Here is an 18,624-nt window from a genome sequence, read left to right on the forward strand (position 1 = left end):
ATTTAATTTGTTTATTTCTTTCATCATTTATACATTTTTCATGAGCTATACACCTGGTCCAAATAATTTATTAGCATTGGATGGTGCTTTACGGCTAGGTATTAGAGGTACATTGAAATTCTTAATTGGAATTGGCTTAGGCTTCTTAACACTTTCATTGCTATGTCTAACTTTTAGTGAGTTTATGACAATTTATTTTACGAATTTTATTTTCATTATTAAATTAGTAGGATTTGTTTATTTATTATATCTAGCATATTCAATGTTTAAACATAATCACAAAGACACTAACTTGTACCATACTTATCGCTTACGCGATGGATTATATCTTCAATATATGAATCCTAAGACTATCGTTTACGTACTAACTGCAATTGTTACTTATGTCACTACACAAGATATGACAATTTTTGCTTGCCTGACCTATACCGTTACCATTGCGCTCATAGGTGTGTCAGGTGCTGTTGCTTGGGCATTTTTAGGTCTTTGTTTCAAAAAAATATTACTAAAATATAATACTGCATATAAGATTTTGATGTCATTATGTTTAGTTATATTGGCTATGATGATGCTATTAGCATAACATCATAAAGATAGATAATGGCTAGGAGAGAAAAAATGGCTGTTTGTTAGGTGTATAGAAATCGTTTTGTATGAAATTTTTAGTATCAAACTTATATAAGTAGCTCTAATTTTAGTTATATATTTGGCATTAATGCTTTAAATTATGTATTTAAGTGTCATTTATTCGATGAAATTGTATATATACTGAACTGATATATGATAAGTAGAATATAGGATTTTGAAAAAGTATTTTGCTACGAAATTCCAAATGGTAACATAATAAATGTGTCTTGGTATCTTTCTGAAATCTGTTTCATAGCATATGTTTCAAATACATTTGAGTTAATTATCTTGATACCAACAACTTTCTTAAATTAGTAACTTCGTTACAACAAGAAGTGAACTGTGTAATGAATCGTATCTTTATAATTGTAAGTTTCAAAACACACTAGCTTTATTTTGATTATATCTAAAACTATAAAGAAAAGATGCTGTCTTAAAGTAGTTATTATGTCATTATTTAATAACAAAATATTAAATAATTGAAATTAAGTAAAGAGACGGATCTATAAACGAATGATCTAAAAATTATAAATAAGTAGGGTATTGCTAGTAAATTAGTATAAAAAACCGTAAAATTTCTTTATTAATAAAGAAATTTTACGGTTTTTAATGTGTTTAGTAGGATTATTTATTCATTACTTGTCTTTTTGATTTTTATTTTGTCATGTTTACCATCAAATTCTACGGTATCTAATTTTTTAGGATTGTATAATTTTTCGCTTACTTTATCACCATTTTTTTCTATTAACGTAAGTTTAACCTTCTTATCATTATTTATTTGATAAGCGATTAAACCTTTAGCACTATCTCCTTTTGTAATGCTTCCCATATAATGCTTGTTCCATTTACCTAAGTTACCTTTAGTAGGTGAAACATGTTTAACGATTTCTTGATTACTATCTTGTGTGATTTTTGTATGCAGTTTAAATGCTGTTAATGAAGATAATTCTTCAATTGCTCGATTTGTTGCTACATATTTAAATGCGATATACTTCTTACCATCATGTGTGTTTTTTATAATGAATGCATTTTTAATGTTTAAGCTACTATCATCATTAAATTTAAATTTATTGTTTTCGGAAGTGCCTGCTTTATCTGATTCGTTGTTGCTCGTTTTTGTTGTAGAATCATGAGAGCTACATGCACTTAAAACGAATAATGTTGCTATAAATAATATAAGTAATTTTTTCATTTTCTATTTCTCCTTTTCAATACATATAATTGTATAACAGAAAAGTTAATTAATAAAGGCTTGTATAATGAAGGGGCATTGCATATGGGTTAAAATGTTATATTAACTTTTTCAAATATTAATAAAGATTTTATAATTAACGGCTGTAAAAAAATCCATTGACAATAATTGGATTATTCAATAAAATATGTTTATACTTTATATAAAGAAAGGAATCAACATGAAATCTACTAAATTATCAGTTGTATTTACAGTATTATCATTATTATGTTATCAATTATTTTTCTCATTGGAAGGATTTACAAGAGAATTTTTCTTTGCAGCAATAATAAGTAGTCTATTAGGTATTATATTTAGTGTTGTAAGTATCGTAAAAACAAAGAAAATCATTTTTATATTACCATTCATTATTTGTTTAGTAGTATTGCTATTAAACTTGGGCGTATTCCTACTTGCTTAATCAAAAATCTCATCTTTTATGATGAGATTTTTTTGTTATAGAAAAATTCCCTCTCTTTAATATATAAAGATAGTAATAAAGCGCTATAGGTTATATAATATTCGTTTTTAAAGCCATGACTATCTTATTAAAGTTATATTAGTATTATTAATTGAGTTTCATATTATTAAATAACGCAATGATGTATTTAGTTTTTAATTGTTAATTTATAGTATTTATGGTAAAAATAAATATAAGATGATGTTATTTTGATTGTCTTAAATAAAAGACTTAGGTTTTAGTGATTTTTTGGAGGATATTATGAAATTAGCTTGGTTAATTGATACAACAACTTATATAGATCAAAATGTTAAAGAGCAAGATTTATTCGTTGCACCGTTGTCTACAATTTTTGAAGGGAAACCTTATAAAGATTTAGATTTTGAAAGTACTGATGAATTTTTTGAAATGTTAAAGAATAATGGAAATGGTGCTAAAACAGCACAACCAACACCACATGAATTTACAGAAGTTTATCAACAAATTGAAGATGAAGGATATACGCACGTAATTGCGATCCATGCTTCAAGTAAACTGACAGGGACTTATCAATCATCTTATTCAACATCTCAGTCGTTTAATTTAAATACCCATGTAATAGATAGTGGGACTGGAAGTTTTCCACAGCGTTCATTATTAGAATATGGAAAGAAATTATATAAAGAAGGATTTAGCTTTGAAGATATTATAAATAAGCTAGAGCATGTTAAGCAATCAAGTGAATTATATTTGATGCCGAAAAATTTACATCAACTGAAAAATAGTGGACGTGTTTCAAATAGTAAGTATTTATTGAGTGGATTATTACACATCAAATTATTGTTAAAACTTGAACACGGTACAATAGATTTAACTTTAAAATCTAGAGGTATGAAAAAAATTGAAGCATATTTAATTACGCATATTAAAGAAGCGATAGATAACGGTATAAAATGTATCGGTGTAATGCATGCTGGTAATGCTGCTGAAGCACATATATGGAAAGAACGTATTCATTCTTTAAATAAAGACATACAAGTCTATATTGAACCACTAGTGCCTGTTGCGTCTGTACATACGGGATATGGTACGATTGCGATTGGTTGGCTTAATACTTTAAAATAGTTAATACTATAAAACAATCTTGAAAAAAGAAAGCATTTTTCAAGATTGTTTTTTTATTTAAATAAAAACGCTTGTATTTATATTTTAAAAGTATTATCATAGATAAATCTGATTAAATTAGTAAGAATACAGGAGTGAATACATTTGAAGAAATATCCTATAGCAATTTGGGTGTTAAGTTTAGGGGCCTTTGCAATTGGTATGACGGAATTTGTTATTATGGGGTTATTACCAAACATTGCAAGAGATTTAAATGTATCAGTTTCTGATGCCGGTCAACTTATCACAGGCTATGCTTTAAGTGTTGCTATAGGAGGACCTATTATTGTCCTTGCAACATATAAACTGCCTAGAAAAAATTTATTAGTTTTATTAATGTCGATATTTATTATTGGAAACGGAATAGGTGGTATTGCACCAACTTACGGTCTGTTGTTATTAAGTAGAGTCGTCACAGCATTAGCACATGGTTCATTTTTTGGAATTGGTTCTATATTAGCTGCAAACATGGTTCCGCAACATAAAAGAGCAAGTGCAATGGCTCTTATGTTTATGGGGTTAACAATGAGTAATATAATAGGTGTACCATTTGGAACGTTCATTGGACAAATGTTAGGTTGGAAGATGACGTTTATCATTATTAGTATTATTGGTTTGATGACACTTATTGGTATTATTAAGTTTGTTCCGAATAAACAAGATACGCAACCAATATCAATTAAAAATGAATTAACAGTTTTAAAAGATATCAAATTATGGTTAACGTTAGGTGTCACACTATTTGGATTTAGTAGTGTGTTCGCATATTTTACTTACATTTCTCAAATATTAATCAATGTTTCAAATATAGAAGAAAAATGGATTTCGTTTGTTCTGATTATATTCGGAGTAGGTGTTACATTAGGTAATATAATTGGTGGTAAACTAGCAGATTGGAACTTAAATCGTACGTTGCAAATTATATTTATCGTATTCCCAATATATATATTCATGATGTATTACATTCAGAGTCATAGTATATTAATGGTAGTCGGTATATTTATATTTGGTTTAATAGGATTTAGTATGAGTCCGTCCCTTCAATTTAAAAGCATGGTTATATCACAAGACGCGCCGATGTTAGCAAGTACAATGAACCAATCAGCATTTAATATTGGAAATGCTTTAGGTGCGTTTATTGGTGGGGTAGTTGTTAGTACATTAGAGGTGAGTGATCTAGCTCTAGTTGCACCATTTTTAACGCTAATTGGTCTTGTATTTTTAATATTGGAATTAGCAGTGACAAAGAAAAGACAATTACTTAAACATTAATAAAAATAAAATTTAATTACGTAATAGGCCTGTGACATAACATATGTTGCAGGCTCTTTTCTTGAAATATGAATTGGAGGCAAGATAAAGCTTTTTTTATGTTGAATTGATTCATTCAATGTATAATGAATATGGGTATAAGGAGGATTTTTATAAATGTTACATTGGATCGAAAATCGTGCAAATGAAATGCCTAATAAAATAGCAATTAAACAAAGTGATTACTTTATGACTTATGAAACATTATTACAAAAAGCTAAAAATTACGCTTATTTTTTTGAACAATTAAATCATAAGAGAGTAGCTTTTTATATACAAAATGATATAGAACATATCCCCCTCATTCTAGGGGCTTGGTTACAACATATAGAAATCGTGATGATTAACACAAAACTAAGTGCTAAAGAAATTGAAGAACAATTAAGTCGTATAAATGTAACGTGTGTCTTATCTTATAAAACATTAAATATAAAGCAAGAAATCGTGATGATTAATGAAATTAAGCATGATATAGAAATTGAAAATATAGCACCTTTCGATATGAATCGAATCGCTTCGATTATGTTTACTTCTGGAACAACAGGACCAGCCAAAGCAGTACCTCAAACATTTTTAAATCATTATTATAGTGCTTTAGGATGTAAAGAAAGCCTAGGATTTGATGAATCAACTATTTGGTTATCCGTCTTACCAATTTATCATATCTCCGGATTAAGTGTGCTTATTCGATGTTTAATTGCAGGCTTCACATTAGTGTTAGAACCTAAATTTGAAGTTGAAAAGGTGATGAATATCATTAAACAAGGAGATGTAACACACATTTCACTTGTTCCACAAACACTTCAATGGTTAATGAATAGTGGGTTAAATCAACCTTTCAATTTACAGAAAATCTTATTAGGAGGCGCTAAGTTATCTGATGCACTTATTCTAGAAGCACTGAATAAGAACTTGCCAATTTATAATTCATTTGGGATGACAGAAACGTGTTCACAGTTTGTAACTGCAAGCCCTAAGATGTTAATGGAAGAACCGCGTACAGTTGGGAAATTGCCTTCAAATGTTAAATTACAAGTGATCAATCAAGATGAAAATGGGCATGGTGAATTGACACTATCAGGTGGTAATGTCATGAACGGCTATTTGACTTCATCGCATCCACAAGATGATTTTGTAGATGGTTTTTTCAAAACAGGGGATATAGGTTCAATCGATGATAATGGGTTTGTATTTATTTATGATCGAAGGAAGGATCTCATCATAAGTGGCGGAGAAAATATTTATCCTTTTGAAATTGAACAAATTATATTAAGACATAAAGATATTATCAATTGTGTCGCAGTTCCGTCTGATGATCTTAATTGGGGACAAGTTCCTGTATTAGTATATGAAGCTAGAAATGAAGTCAGCACAAATGAATTGGTTCAACTTCTAACCGATAACTTAGCCAAATACAAACACCCAAAACAATTTTACAGAATAAATCAACTTCCTCGTACTTCAACAGGAAAACTATCTCGTTACAAAGTGAAGGAGTGGGTTATGAATGAGAAGGAATAATTTATATTTTTATTCATATACCGCAAATTTTAAAGTGCCAATTGAAACACCACTTATTCATCTTGATAAAAGAGAAGTACTTGTTGTTGAATGGGTTGATATATATGGGCGTTCCTACTTTGGAGAGTGTAACGCGTTCGAAACTGATTGGTATCACGATGAGACGATAGCGTCTGTCGTCATAAACTTGAAAAAATGGTTTGAAAAACATCAACATGACACATTTGATAATTATGAATCTAGTGTTTCTAAATTAAATGAATTAGATGAATATCCAAATGCTAGAAGTGTTTTGTCTATGATATTTGTTCAAATGTTTAATGAATTAGGAGAAGTTAAAGTATCATATGGTGCGACAGTGAATGGCCATTTAAAAGAATATGTAACTCGTTATGCACATACAATGCCTAATAGAATTAAATTAAAGTGGAATCAACATTCTAAAGAAGATATGAAGTTTTTGGAGACACAATATCCAGATGTTTTAAGAGTGATAGATGCTAATGGAAAGATAACAGAATCTGATATTTCTATATTAAATCAATTTAAAAGTAAGCAGTTTATATATATAGAACAGCCTTTTAAAGATTATGAAACGTATTTAACGTTAAGAAATAAATTGAATGTACCCGTCTTTATCGATGAGTCAGCAGTAAATGTTGATACAGTTAACAAATTCAATACAGAACAAGTAATTGATGGTGTAGTAGTTAAGCCATCTAGAGTTGGTGGAATTGATAAAGCAATAGAAATGATTAATTATTGTAAACAAAACGAACTTAAAGTTGTCATTGGGGGCATGTATGAATTTGGACTAAGCGCATATTTTACTGCTATGCTTGCAAGTTATAGTGATTATCCAAGTGATATTAGTCCAAGTGATTACTATTTCGATCATGATTTCATTGAAAATCCAGCATCAATAGATCAAAATAATATCATGTATACGCCACCATTAGTAAACAAACAAAAATTAAAAAAATATAATAAATATTAAACACCCATACAGGTAATTGAAGATATGTGATCAATTGCCTGTATGGGCTTCATTATTTAATGTTTATCTTTCTTAGGTGGTACTGGATCGAAACCACCGGGATGGAATGGATGACATTTCAATATTCTAATGATACCCATGCCTGTTCCTTTGATGGCACCGTATTCAGATATTGCCTCTACTGCATAATTTGAACATGTCGGCTCAAAACGACATGTAGGCGGCGTTAATGGTGAAATATATCTTTGGTATAAACGGATAAATTTAATGAATAATTTTTTCATAATTGGCCTCCTATTTGTATTTATCGTTTATTAAATTTTTATAAGGATGTACTTCTGTATGATTATATTTATAATAATCAGTAGTTTGTTTCATATGGATTGTAACTGTTTCATTTTTAATTTTGCCAGTTGCAACGATACCAAATGTAAGTTGTTTAGGTAGGGCTTTATCTTGCTGTAGTGTTAAATTGAATTTACCTTCTTTAATTTTCAAATTGCTAATTTGACTTAACGATTCTTGATCAGCTAACGGTGATTGATTAAATCCAAGTTCATATAACCGTTTCATCACTTTATTATTCCCATCATAGGATAAAGTTCTATCATTTATAGTAATATCATTTTCAATTGGTTTTAATATGCCTTGATTAAATTCAGTGAAATCAAACCAATCTTGTCCGAGTTTTTGATAATAATCTATTTCAGATTGTTGAGCATTAAAATTTAAATAATGTGCCTTTGGAGAAGATTGCATTTCATTGGAATCAATGAAGATACTTTTGTTGTTCGTCTTAAAAGATTTATTATTGCTTTTTTGTGAAATATTAAATGCCATCTTATCATGATGATTTGTTCTACCATGAGAAATTTGTTTGAACGTTGTTTTTTTATTGTGAAACTTTAAAGTCGTTTGATTCTCAGATTTAATTGAATGTGAATCTACTTTTTTTACTGCTTTTTGAAATGATTCAACTGCGTCTGAACTGTTTTTGAAATTTTTTTGACCTTGTGTACCACAACTTGCTAAAATAAAGGTAATTGTTAGAACAAAGGTCGTTAAGATTAACTTTTTCAATAGTTTCTACCTTTCTAATAAAAATGATATATTCAGTTTATCATAATCAATGAAAGAGGTCGTGTAACATGCGCTATAAAGATCCAAATGGTTTAAATGTTGATTTAATATTTAAACAAAGTTTTGAACCACAACATGCAAAGCATGTACTAGCGATACCTATATATAAGCAACAATTTCTCTTAACAGATCATAAAGAAAGAGGTATAGAGTTTCCAGGAGGAAAAGTTGAAAAGGATGAAACAAATATTGAAGCGATTAAAAGAGAGTTATACGAAGAAACGGGTGGAATTGCACAAGAAATAATCTTTATAGCATCTTACACAGTTTACGATAAAATTCCATTTGATAAAGATGTGTATTTTATTAATATAGCCTCAATTGAATATAAACAAAAATATGAAGAAACAAATGGTCCTGTCATAGTGAATGCATTAAACGATGTTAAAGAAGACCGTAAAAGTTTTCTATTAAAAGACACAGCAATATTGAAATGTGTTGAAAGGGTGTTTGAACTTGGATTTCTTAAGTAAAAAGAAAATGCCAGTATTTTTTCAAAGTCATGAAACAGAAGAAGTCACTTATTTAGTAGATGGAATAAAAGTACGTGGATTCCTTATGACGCCATATTCTGAAGTTAATAGAATCGTCGTATATTTAAGGGGAGGTAAAGGTCAAGTTGGCAAAGTGAGACCTGGCAGAATTGCACAATTTAAAACAGATCATACGCTACTATTCGCCCCATATTATAGAGGGAGTAATGGAAGTGAAGGTAGAGATGAATTTGGTGGCAAAGATTTGGAAGATGTAACAGTAGGTATACAAATATTGAAAACATTGTATCCTAATGTACCTATTCATATGATAGGATTTTCCAGAGGCGGCATTCAAGGATTACTTACTTATCAAAAAGTAAATGCAACAAGTTTTATCATCTGGGGTGGCGTTTCGGATATGTTGATGATGTATGATGAACGTATCGAATTAAGAAGCATGTTACGCAGAATGGTTGGACACCCGAAAAAACAACGATCAGAATATGAATTGAGAAATGCAATTAAAGATATTCATAAAGATAGCCCACCTATACTTATTATTCATGGTAAAGAAGATAAACAAGTGAGTATAAATATGGCACTTCACCTAGAGTCGCATCTTAAAGAAGAACATGTTAAATACGAAACAATTTATAAAGAAGGGGAAGGACATGTATTTAGACCACAAGTTGAAAGAGATACTTTAGAATATATATTTAAATGGATGGATAAATGTGAAAATAACGAATAACTGTCTGTTGCTTCATTTCGTCATGTTGTAGTCGAGATGAGAACAAAACAGAAAAAATCGTAAAATGTCTTATTTAACAAAGACATTTTACGATTTTTTAGTGTTCAGTAATCGATATATGTGAAAGATGAATATTATTGCTTATTATAAGTGAATCCACCATCTTCTTGAATATGGATTGAATCTTCACCGAATTTACTGAAGTTTTCTTTGAAGTTTTTAGCAAGTTGTTTTGCTTTTTCATCATATGCATCAGAAGATACCCAAGTATTACGTGGGAATAATATTTCATCAGGAACACCTGCTACGTGTTTTGGAATATTTAGACCGAAAATATCATCTTTAACAAATTCTGAATTTCTAATTTCTCCACTAATTGCACGACGAATCATTGAACGTGTATGTTTTAAGTTCATTCTTTCACCTACACCGTATTCGCCACCAGTCCAACCAGTGTTTACGAGATATACATCTACGTCATGTTCATCAATTAATTTACCTAATAATTCTGCATAATCCGTAGCATGTAAAGGTAAGAATGGAGAACCAAAACAAGTTGAGAATACAGGTTGTGGACTCGTTACGCCACGTTCAGTACCAGCTAATTTTGAAGTGAATCCACTTAAGAAATGATACATTGCTTGTGATTTATCTAGTTTTGAAATTGGAGGTAATACACCAAATACATCAGCAGTAAGGAAGATGATTGTATTTGGATGTCCAGCAATTGATGGTGTAACAATGTTATCAATAAATTCGATTGGATATGCAGCACGAGTGTTTTCTGTTAATTCTGTATCATCATAATCAACCGTTCCGTCTGAGTTGACAGCAACGTTTTCTAACACTGTTCCATATCGAATTGCATCATAAATTTGTGGTTCTTTTTCTTGACTGAGGTTGACTGTTTTTGCATAGCAACCACCTTCAATATTGAACACGCCGTTTTCATTCCAACCATGCTCATCATCACCGATTAATTTTCTATTTGGATCAGCTGATAAAGTTGTTTTACCTGTACCTGATAAACCGAAGAACAAGGCAACATCTTTATTGTATCCAACATTTGCTGAGCAATGCATACTCATAATGCCTTTTTTAGGTAGAAGGTAGTTCATAACTGAGAAGATACCTTTTTTCATTTCACCAGCGTATTCTGTACCACCAATTAAAATAACGCGATGTTTAAATGAAGTGATAATGAATGTTTCTGAGTTTGTTCCATCTTTAGCAGGGTCTGCTTTAAACCCTGGTGCACTGATTACAGTGAAATTTGGATTAATATTTAATGCTTCTTCCTTCGTTTCAGGTCGAATGAACATATTTTGTGCAAATAGATTATGCCAAGGTAATTCGTTAATAACACGTAAATCTAAACGTGTTGATTCATCAGCACCTGCATAACCATTAAAGACATAAAGTTGTGATTTCTGGTTTAAATAGTCAATAACTTGATCATATAAATTTAAGAAGCTATGTTCTGATATCGGTTGATTGATAGTTCCCCAATCGATATCTTGTTCAGTATCTTCTTCTTTAACGATAAATTTATCTTTAGGTGAGCGACCCGTATATTTTCCTGTTTCCATTCGGATTGCTCCAGATTCTGTTAAAACACCTTCACCGGCTTCTAATATATGAAGATATAATTCAGTTCTCGTTAATTGTTTGTGTGTCGTGTCCTTCTTTAAAAGGTTTGATAATTCTATTGATTCTGTAATTGACTGTATTGCCATAAATGACGACCCCCATGTCTTTGATTAAAGTTTTGTTGTAAGCATTTTCATGGAATTAGTATAACACATTAAAATATATAGTCTATACTAATGGGGAAATTTATAAAAAAATTTATAACATTTGAATGTTAAGGTGTACATTGACATAAGATGGATTCTTTAGTATCATCATTTTTGACGGATTCTCTTATCCTGAGTGGTGGAGGGACATGGACCCAATGAAACCCAGCAACCTCTTTCAATTTGAAAGAAAGGTGCCAAACCGTTTGCAGACCAATATTGTCTGAACGATAAGAGCGAATGGACACGTGTGCCTTCTCTCTATTATTTTATGAGAGAAGGCACTTTTTATTTGCACTGAGGAAGAGACCGTACAACACAACTAAAGGAGATTTTTTATGCCAAAGAATAGAAGACTCTTCACATCTGAATCAGTAACAGAAGGGCACCCAGATAAGATTGCAGATCAGATTTCTGATGCAATATTAGACGAATTATTAAAAGGAGACCCTAAAGCTAGAGTCGCTTGTGAAACAACCGTTACAACGGGTATGGCTTTAATTTCAGGAGAAATATCTACATCTACATATGTTGATATACCTAAAGTGGTTCGCCAAACAGTTAAAGATATAGGATATACACGCGCTAAATACGGATATGATTTCCAAACAATGGCGATTTTAACAGCGATTGATGAGCAATCACCAGACATTGCTCAAGGTGTTGATGTAGCTCTAGAAAATAGAAATGATTTATCAGATCAAGAAATTGAAACAATTGGTGCAGGTGACCAAGGATTAATGTTTGGTTATGCAACAAATGAAACTGAAACATATATGCCTTTACCTATATATTTAGCGCATCAATTATCAAAACGCCTGACAGACGTTCGTAAAGATGGCACGCTTGATTATTTGCGTCCTGATGGTAAAACACAAGTTACAATTGAATATGATGAAAATGATAAGCCGTTGCGTGTAGATACAATTGTCATATCTTCACAACATCATGAAAAAATTGACTTAGAACAAATTCAACAAGATATTAAAGATCATGTTATATATCCAATTGTACCAAGTGAGTTATTAGATGAAGAAACAAAATTCTTTATTAATCCAACTGGTAGATTTGTAATTGGTGGACCTCAAGGAGATGCTGGTTTAACTGGTAGAAAAATAATAGTAGATACTTACGGTGGTTATGCAAGACACGGTGGAGGTTGTTTCAGTGGTAAAGATGCTACTAAAGTTGACCGTTCAGGTGCTTATGCTGCTAGATATGTCGCTAAAAATATCGTCGCTAGTGGACTTGCAGATAAATGTGAAGTACAACTTGCATATGCGATAGGTGTAGCTCAACCAGTATCTATCTCGATTGATACATTTGGGACTGGTAAAGTTTCAGAAAGTGATCTAGTTGATAAAATAAGAGAATTATTTGATTTAAGACCGGCCGGTATTATTCAAATGTTAAATTTAAGACGCCCAATCTATAAGCAAACAGCTGCATATGGACATTTCGGTAGAACAGATGTTGATTTACCTTGGGAATCTTTAGATAAAGTTTCACTACTTAAAGCTTTACTATAAATCACAAGTCAGAGTAAAGTGTATATACTTTATTCAAATTATCTCCTATTCTGATGGATAATATCTAAAGGAATAGGGGATTTTATTTTAAATATAAACAACTTTAAGTGATAAGTTTAAAAAAAATTGTAAATTAACGAATATTAATAATGTTAAATACTGAATTTATCCTCAATATTTATTATAATAGATGTAATACATATGAAAGGGAGCGATCAGAAAATATGAATCAACTAGAACCGATTCATTATGGTTTAATCGCAGCAATTGTCATTGCGATAATATTTGTTATCTTATTCTTCGTTGCTTTGAAGCAAAAGAAAAAGTCTTTAACAAAAATACAAGAGAAACATCAACAACAAAATGAAAGTTTACAATCAGAGCACAAAGAAAAGATAGATCATGAAAGAGTTGAAAATAAAAAAGTACTAACTAAACAAAAAGAAGAGCATCAAGCTGAAATTTCTCAAAAAGAAAGAGAAATTGACTCTTTAAAATTATTCTCTAAAAATGAAGGGGAATATATTACAGATAGACATTTATTAGAATTACGTGATCAACTTGTAAACGAACGTAGAATTAGACCAGAAGATATGCATATTATGGCAAATATCTTCTTGCCGAAAGATCCTTTAGGTAAAGTACATCAAATCGATCATTTAGTTTTAACAAGAACGGGTATATATGTTATAGATTCAAATTTAGTAAGTGGACATATTTACCATGGTATAACTGAACAGCAATTTGGTGATTTCCCAGTATTAGGACAAGTTTTTGAAACATTAGACTTAAATCCATCAAAAGAACAGACGTTGTTACTTGAAAAAGAACCAAATAAGAAAACAGCAGCTTTTCATTCTTATACAGATAAAGTTAAAGAAGTTGATGGTACAACTGAAGAAATTCAAAGACAACTTGAACTTAAATATACACCAACACCTATTATTTATTTCCATCCAAATGAAGTAAGTGAAGCAACAATAAGCAATTACTCACAAGACCCTAACATCAAAGTTTTAGTAGGTAATGAACAGTTACAACACTTCTTTAATAAGTTTGTATTCCATGGTCGATTCCAGTATAGTGTGGAAGATTTGGAAAGAATTATGGATGAAATCGAAAAATTTAATCCATAATGTTTAAGCGCTGCATTTATTGTAGCGCTATTTTTATAACAAAGGTGGTTTTTAAAATGGGACAAATAGAATTCGAAGTTAAAAATCCAGCAACTGGTGAGGTTATTGAAACACTTAAAAACAATAGTGAAGAAGAAATAAATGATAAAATTGAACGTGCATTTGAAGCGTTTAAATCATTTAAGAAAACAACAGCCCATGAGCGAAGTCAGTATTTATATAAGTGGAGAGAGTTAATCTTAGAGCATGAAGAAGAAATTGCACTTATGATGACGCGTGAAAGTGGCAAACCTTTAAAAGAATCTAAAGGTGAAGTGAAATATGCAACAGACTATATATTATGGTTTGCTGAAGAAGCCAAAAGAACATATGGTAGAACGATACCAGAACATGTAAATAACAAACGATTAATTGTTACAAGAGCACCAGTTGGGGTTGTAGCAAGTATTACACCATGGAACTTTCCTGCTGCAATGATGACTAGGAAAGCAGCACCTGCATTAGCTGCAGGCTGTACTTTTATATGCAAACCTGCTCAAGATACACCACTTACAACGATGAAGTTTGTTGATCTAGCACATGAAGCAGGATTTGATAAAGATGTTATTCAATATGTAAATGGTTCTGGTAAAGACGTAGGTGAAATTTTCACTAAGCATCAGCTCATTTCTAAAATAACATATACCGGATCAACGCCTGTAGGTAAACAATTAATGTCACAATCTAGTTCAACATTGAAGAAAATAACATTAGAACTAGGTGGTCATGCACCGCTCATTGTTCATGAAGATGCTGATATTGAGAAAGCTGTAGAAGGAACAATTGCCTCTAAATTTAGAAATGCAGGTCAAACTTGTGTTTGTGCAAACAGAGTTTACGTGCATGAATCGATACAACAAAAATACGAAGAAACTTTAAGGTCTGCTGTAAATGCTTTAAAAGTAGGTAATGGAGAAGATGAATTGACTGATATAGGACCAGTCATTAATCGAGATGGTTTTGAGAAAATCAAATCACACATTGAAGATGCCACGAGTAAAGGTGCGCGAATTGTAACTGGTGGGGATAGTTATAAAGAGGGTGGCTATTATATCGTGCCTACTGTTTTAACGGATGTTACGGATGACATGAAAATCATGACGGAGGAAACGTTTGGACCTGTTATACCTGTACAATCATATCATTCAATTGATGATGTAATTCATAAAGCAAATAATACGCCATTTGGCCTTGCAGCATATTTCTTTACAGAGAACTATAGTACTGGTGTACAATTGTATGAGAACTTAGATTTTGGCGTTATTGGTTGGAATGATGGTGGCCCAAGTGCTGCACATTTACCATTTGGTGGTATGAAAGAGAGTGGCTTTGGAAGAGAAGGTGGTTCTGAAGGAATTGAACCTTATCTTGAAACTAAAGTCGTTTCTATTATGGTTTAATAATACACATTGGAGGAATTTAAATGACTCAAAAATCAGTAGAATTTTATAATGGTAATACAATACCAGCATTAGGATTAGGTACGTTTAGAGTTGAAAATAATGACGAATGTACCGAAGCGGTTAAACATGCCATTATAAGTGGATATCGACATATAGATACTGCACAAACATATCATAATGAAGAAAAAGTAGGTCAAGGAATTAAAGAAGGTTTAGAAGTTTCTGGATTAAACCGTAAAGACTTATTTGTTACGACTAAACTTTGGATGTCAGATTACGGTAGCGAAAATGTCCAAGATGCATATGAAGCATCACTTAAAAGATTAGGACTAGAATATGTAGATTTATATTTAATACATTGGCCAGGTCAAGATGAACACTTAATCGCCGAAACATGGAAAGCTATGGAACAACTATATAATGATGGAAAAGTTAAAAATATTGGTGTTAGTAATTTCCACGTTCATCATTTAGAAAGTTTATTACAAGTTGCCTCAATTAAACCAGTTATTAATCAAATCGAATGTCATCCATATTTAACTCAAAAAGAGTTAAGAACATATTTAGAAGCTCAAAAAATAGTGGCACAATCATGGTCACCGTTAATGAATGGCCAAATATTAGAGGATGAAACTGTGAAAACAATTGCTGATGAATTAGGAAAGACACCAGCACAAATAATCATTAGATGGAATATAGATGAAAGTATCGTCGTTATTCCTAAATCAGTTACACCATCAAGAATTGAGGAAAATTTAAACGTATTTGATTTTGAATTAACAAGTGAACAATTATCAAGATTAAATGCTTTAAATAAAGATGGTAGAATAGGACCAGATCCTGAAACATTTACAGGAAATTAATCATACGTTGATCATACTTACTGATAGTCTACGTAATATAAGTACCACTTCGATATTGTGAATTAAAACCTCGTAAAATTTCTTTATTTAATAAAGAAATTTTACGAGGTTTTGCTATGTTAACATATATTCACATCTGTTTATAATCCTCTATACAATCGTATTGACGATTAAATATGATAACCGATATAACAAGCACTTATTGATAAGACGATTGTTAAACTTACATAAATAATTAAACGTTTATATGAATGTCGCACATGCATTTCATAAACATCTAATATATGTGTTGAGAAAGTGGTATAGCCACCACAAAGTCCCAATACAATGATGGCATAAACATCTGAACTGATACTGAGGTAATGCGCTGAAATTCCAATTACAAAACTGCCTATAATATTAACGAATAAAGTTGCTAATGGGAAATTCACTTTAAATAAATGTTTCATAAATTGATTTGTTATTTGTCGTAAAAGGGCGCCAATTCCAGAGCTAATCATGATATATATTAACGTCATGATTGTTTAATACCTTTCTTATAACCGATAGCCATAAACATAATGCCAAATAGCATACTAATCATAATATAAAATATAGCTAAAATCATTTGACCATGTTCAATAAAGTGAATTACTTCAAGACTCATGGATGAGTAGGTTGTGAGTGCACCTAAAAAGCCGGTTGTGATCATTTTATGTATGATTGGATGTGACTTGAAGAATGTTAAAAAATATGTAGTAAATATCCCCATTAATAAAGCACCAATTATATTAACAATAAAGGTGGCATAAGGGAATTCACTGTTCATAATCGTTAAGCTGACTAAATATCTTAACCCGCCACCAAAAGCGCCACCAATAAAAATAGCAATATAAAGCATTAATACAACCTCCAAAAAGATCTGCATATAAAACAAAACACCCTAACAAAATCTTTCGATTTAACAGGATGTCTCAGTTTGTATACAAAGTCTAAATATATATTTAGTACTTAAATAATACCAAAAAATTTAATTATAACGATTATATGATAAATGATGACAACGAACAATACAATTGGTAGTAGTTTACTGAGCTTTCCAATTGTCTGATGTGCACTCGTTTGATGCTTTATAGATTTATCAATTGTAATAACTGAAATAAGCAATAATATGCCATTTAGTACACTGCTAATTAACACAAGTGATACTAAAGAACCAAACCAACTTTCCATTAGTGGGTTCTGAGCACTTAAGAATAAACTGATGATAATGAGTATAACTGATATATAAAAGTAGCGTCGTGCTTTATCCATAAAGAGCCTCCAAAATTTCTGTATAATCGATTATGTTACCATAAATGTTACTTGATTGCATCTAATATTTTCATAACTTTTTCGAAATCATCCATTTTTTTACAATGACTTGGAATAACAAATAATTGTCTGTCACTTTCTAATTTGAGATCAATCAATTTATCATGTGTATCAATGAATAATTCACCGTTATGTGCTTGTTTGAGTAGCTTTTTAGTTGGAAGTAAATTCTTTTCAAGATTAGATCTACACCATGCTGCATCGCTACACATAAAAATATTAAAATCTTTAAATTTCAACATGATTCCTATTTGACCTGGCATAGCACCAGGTAATTCATAACTTATAAGTGCATCATTATTGAATATTTTATAGCCTTTACCTAGTATAGGATGATCTGTTTGAACAAAGTCTTCTACAAATTCTATTCGATCTTTAAAGTTATCAGGCTTAACAAGAAAACTTAATTGAAGATTGTTATTTGAAACTTGTTGAGTAATGAAATCATGATATGCTTCATTTGAAGTAATAAATGTAGCGTTTTTAAAAGCGTTTAAATAACCAACATGGTGACTCGCAAAATTGGTAATAATACAATAGTCAATTTCATCAGGGTGAATATGATCTTTAAGAAGTTGGCTAGGGAGTGTTTCATAAACTTTATAATCTTGTCTTTGAAATAGTTTAAGTGTTTTTAAATCAGTGCTAGGTTTAACGTGTTCTGAAAACCCTGTATTTATTAGTATTTTGAAATCATTTATTTCAATATAATATGAGAAAATATAATAACGATCGACCAAAGTTTTTTTTACTACTATTGATGATTGCTTCATCACCTAAAAATGAACCAGTAGTATAAAGTTTGAAGTGGTTTATCGTTTCTAGGTCACTTATCATTGTATTACACC

20 protein-coding genes and 1 riboswitch are annotated in these 18,624 nt (G+C 30.9%); of the genes, 12 read left to right on the forward strand and 8 right to left on the reverse strand.

Annotation, left to right across the window (positions count from 1 at the left end; translation table 11 throughout):
* Positions 1-583 (forward strand): LysE family transporter (locus tag CD111_RS07875; protein ID WP_240610495.1); only part of this gene is annotated, 583 nt, incomplete at its 5' end.
* Between the two features lie 672 nt (positions 584-1,255).
* Here CD111_RS07875 and CD111_RS07880 read toward each other — a convergent pair.
* Positions 1,256-1,819, reverse strand: coding sequence for a DUF5067 domain-containing protein (locus CD111_RS07880; RefSeq protein ID WP_095087247.1), 564 nt, complete (start codon positions 1,817-1,819; stop codon positions 1,256-1,258).
* 220 nt (positions 1,820-2,039) lie between these two features.
* Here CD111_RS07880 and CD111_RS07885 point away from each other — a divergent pair, with 220 nt between their 5' ends.
* The 5 genes from CD111_RS07885 (at position 2,040) to menC (ending at position 7,290) form a co-directional block, all read left to right on the forward strand.
* On the forward strand, positions 2,040-2,279 hold the full coding sequence (locus CD111_RS07885; RefSeq protein WP_095087249.1) for a hypothetical protein: 240 nt from the start codon (positions 2,040-2,042) through the stop codon (positions 2,277-2,279).
* Positions 2,280-2,579: 300 nt separating this feature from the next.
* Positions 2,580-3,422 carry a DegV family protein gene (locus CD111_RS07890; RefSeq protein ID WP_095087250.1) on the forward strand — a complete coding sequence of 281 codons (843 nt, stop codon included), beginning with the start codon at positions 2,580-2,582 and terminating at the stop codon, positions 3,420-3,422.
* 144 nt (positions 3,423-3,566) lie between these two features.
* Positions 3,567-4,733, forward strand: a complete 1,167-nt coding sequence (locus tag CD111_RS07895; RefSeq protein WP_095087252.1) for an MFS transporter — start codon at positions 3,567-3,569, stop codon at positions 4,731-4,733.
* Positions 4,734-4,889: 156 nt separating this feature from the next.
* Positions 4,890-6,293, forward strand: a complete 1,404-nt coding sequence (menE, locus tag CD111_RS07900) for an o-succinylbenzoate--CoA ligase (RefSeq protein ID WP_095087254.1) — start codon at positions 4,890-4,892, stop codon at positions 6,291-6,293.
* Positions 6,280-7,290: an o-succinylbenzoate synthase gene (menC, locus tag CD111_RS07905; RefSeq protein WP_095087256.1), complete on the forward strand. Its 1,011-nt coding sequence runs from the start codon at positions 6,280-6,282 to the stop codon at positions 7,288-7,290. The genes menE and menC overlap by 14 nt, the downstream gene beginning before the upstream one ends.
* A 56-nt stretch (positions 7,291-7,346) precedes the next feature.
* Here the strand turns inward: menC and yidD are convergent, their stop codons facing one another.
* Together yidD and CD111_RS07915 are read right to left on the reverse strand one after the other, a co-directional pair.
* A complete protein-coding gene (yidD, locus tag CD111_RS07910) occupies positions 7,347-7,574 on the reverse strand; it encodes a membrane protein insertion efficiency factor YidD (RefSeq protein WP_095087258.1) in 228 nt (75 codons plus the stop codon).
* A 10-nt stretch (positions 7,575-7,584) separates the two neighbouring features.
* Positions 7,585-8,370, reverse strand: a complete 786-nt coding sequence (locus tag CD111_RS07915; RefSeq protein ID WP_095087261.1) for a hypothetical protein — start codon at positions 8,368-8,370, stop codon at positions 7,585-7,587.
* Positions 8,371-8,438: 68 nt separating this feature from the next.
* Here CD111_RS07915 and ytkD point away from each other — a divergent pair, with 68 nt between their 5' ends.
* Together ytkD and CD111_RS07925 are read left to right on the forward strand one after the other, a co-directional pair.
* Positions 8,439-8,903 carry an RNA deprotection pyrophosphohydrolase gene (ytkD, locus tag CD111_RS07920; protein WP_095087263.1) on the forward strand — a complete coding sequence of 155 codons (465 nt, stop codon included), beginning with the start codon at positions 8,439-8,441 and terminating at the stop codon, positions 8,901-8,903.
* On the forward strand, positions 8,887-9,657 hold the full coding sequence (locus tag CD111_RS07925) for an alpha/beta hydrolase family protein (protein WP_188350505.1): 771 nt from the start codon (positions 8,887-8,889) through the stop codon (positions 9,655-9,657). The genes ytkD and CD111_RS07925 overlap by 17 nt, the downstream gene beginning before the upstream one ends.
* Positions 9,658-9,791: 134 nt before the next feature.
* On the opposite strand, the gene pckA is transcribed toward CD111_RS07925, so the two are convergent.
* Positions 9,792-11,393, reverse strand: a complete 1,602-nt coding sequence (pckA, locus tag CD111_RS07930; RefSeq protein ID WP_095087265.1) for a phosphoenolpyruvate carboxykinase (ATP) — start codon at positions 11,391-11,393, stop codon at positions 9,792-9,794.
* 184 nt (positions 11,394-11,577) lie between these two features.
* A riboswitch (SAM riboswitch) is annotated at positions 11,578-11,690 on the forward strand.
* Between the two features lie 101 nt (positions 11,691-11,791).
* Here pckA and metK point away from each other — a divergent pair.
* The 4 genes from metK (at position 11,792) to CD111_RS07950 (ending at position 16,423) form a co-directional block, all read left to right on the forward strand.
* Complete coding sequence (gene metK, locus CD111_RS07935; protein WP_095087267.1) at positions 11,792-12,982, forward strand: methionine adenosyltransferase; 1,191 nt, start codon at positions 11,792-11,794, stop codon at positions 12,980-12,982.
* Positions 12,983-13,206: 224 nt separating this feature from the next.
* Positions 13,207-14,118, forward strand: a complete 912-nt coding sequence (locus CD111_RS07940) for a nuclease-related domain-containing protein (protein WP_095087269.1) — start codon at positions 13,207-13,209, stop codon at positions 14,116-14,118.
* Between the two features lie 56 nt (positions 14,119-14,174).
* Positions 14,175-15,557, forward strand: a complete 1,383-nt coding sequence (locus CD111_RS07945) for an NAD-dependent succinate-semialdehyde dehydrogenase (RefSeq protein ID WP_095087272.1) — start codon at positions 14,175-14,177, stop codon at positions 15,555-15,557.
* A gap of 23 nt (positions 15,558-15,580) precedes the next feature.
* Positions 15,581-16,423 (forward strand): aldo/keto reductase, encoded by an 843-nt coding sequence (locus tag CD111_RS07950; RefSeq protein ID WP_095087274.1) that lies wholly within the window; start codon positions 15,581-15,583, stop codon positions 16,421-16,423.
* Between the two features lie 170 nt (positions 16,424-16,593).
* Here the strand turns inward: CD111_RS07950 and CD111_RS07955 are convergent, their stop codons facing one another.
* The 4 genes from CD111_RS07955 to CD111_RS07970 form a co-directional block, all read right to left on the reverse strand.
* The gene (locus tag CD111_RS07955; RefSeq protein ID WP_095087277.1) at positions 16,594-16,941 is read right to left on the reverse strand and encodes a fluoride efflux transporter FluC; all 348 of its coding nucleotides are present in this window, start codon (positions 16,939-16,941) and stop codon (positions 16,594-16,596) included.
* The gene (gene crcB, locus CD111_RS07960; RefSeq protein WP_095087279.1) at positions 16,938-17,303 is read right to left on the reverse strand and encodes a fluoride efflux transporter CrcB; all 366 of its coding nucleotides are present in this window, start codon (positions 17,301-17,303) and stop codon (positions 16,938-16,940) included. The genes CD111_RS07955 and crcB overlap by 4 nt, the downstream gene beginning before the upstream one ends.
* Positions 17,304-17,413: 110 nt before the next feature.
* Positions 17,414-17,716: a hypothetical protein gene (locus CD111_RS07965; RefSeq protein ID WP_095087282.1), complete on the reverse strand. Its 303-nt coding sequence runs from the start codon at positions 17,714-17,716 to the stop codon at positions 17,414-17,416.
* A gap of 47 nt (positions 17,717-17,763) precedes the next feature.
* Positions 17,764-18,516 (reverse strand): MBL fold metallo-hydrolase, encoded by a 753-nt coding sequence (locus CD111_RS07970; protein WP_229726481.1) that lies wholly within the window; start codon positions 18,514-18,516, stop codon positions 17,764-17,766.
* Between the last annotated feature and the right edge of the window lie 108 nt (positions 18,517-18,624).

Origin of the sequence: Mammaliicoccus stepanovicii (genome assembly GCF_002902525.1) — a bacterium.
GTDB classification, from domain to species: Bacteria; Bacillota; Bacilli; order Staphylococcales; family Staphylococcaceae; genus Mammaliicoccus; species Mammaliicoccus stepanovicii.

What these genes read in the sequence shown, in the direction of transcription:
- CD111_RS07880 (WP_095087247.1), bottom strand. Translation starts at nt 1,819, where the DNA reads ATGAAAAAATTACTTATATTATTTATAGCAACATTATTCGTTTTAAGT.
- CD111_RS07885 (WP_095087249.1), top strand. Translation starts at nt 2,040, where the DNA reads ATGAAATCTACTAAATTATCAGTTGTATTTACAGTATTATCATTATTA.
- CD111_RS07890 (WP_095087250.1), top strand. Translation starts at nt 2,580, where the DNA reads ATGAAATTAGCTTGGTTAATTGATACAACAACTTATATAGATCAAAAT.
- menE (WP_095087254.1), top strand. Translation starts at nt 4,890, where the DNA reads ATGTTACATTGGATCGAAAATCGTGCAAATGAAATGCCTAATAAAATA.
- menC (WP_095087256.1), top strand. Translation starts at nt 6,280, where the DNA reads ATGAGAAGGAATAATTTATATTTTTATTCATATACCGCAAATTTTAAA.
- yidD (WP_095087258.1), bottom strand. Translation starts at nt 7,574, where the DNA reads ATGAAAAAATTATTCATTAAATTTATCCGTTTATACCAAAGATATATT.
- ytkD (WP_095087263.1), top strand. Translation starts at nt 8,439, where the DNA reads ATGCGCTATAAAGATCCAAATGGTTTAAATGTTGATTTAATATTTAAA.
- pckA (WP_095087265.1), bottom strand. Translation starts at nt 11,393, where the DNA reads ATGGCAATACAGTCAATTACAGAATCAATAGAATTATCAAACCTTTTA.
- metK (WP_095087267.1), top strand. Translation starts at nt 11,792, where the DNA reads ATGCCAAAGAATAGAAGACTCTTCACATCTGAATCAGTAACAGAAGGG.
- CD111_RS07940 (WP_095087269.1), top strand. Translation starts at nt 13,207, where the DNA reads ATGAATCAACTAGAACCGATTCATTATGGTTTAATCGCAGCAATTGTC.
- CD111_RS07945 (WP_095087272.1), top strand. Translation starts at nt 14,175, where the DNA reads ATGGGACAAATAGAATTCGAAGTTAAAAATCCAGCAACTGGTGAGGTT.
- CD111_RS07950 (WP_095087274.1), top strand. Translation starts at nt 15,581, where the DNA reads ATGACTCAAAAATCAGTAGAATTTTATAATGGTAATACAATACCAGCA.
- CD111_RS07955 (WP_095087277.1), bottom strand. Translation starts at nt 16,941, where the DNA reads ATGACGTTAATATATATCATGATTAGCTCTGGAATTGGCGCCCTTTTA.
- crcB (WP_095087279.1), bottom strand. Translation starts at nt 17,303, where the DNA reads ATGCTTTATATTGCTATTTTTATTGGTGGCGCTTTTGGTGGCGGGTTA.
- CD111_RS07965 (WP_095087282.1), bottom strand. Translation starts at nt 17,716, where the DNA reads ATGGATAAAGCACGACGCTACTTTTATATATCAGTTATACTCATTATC.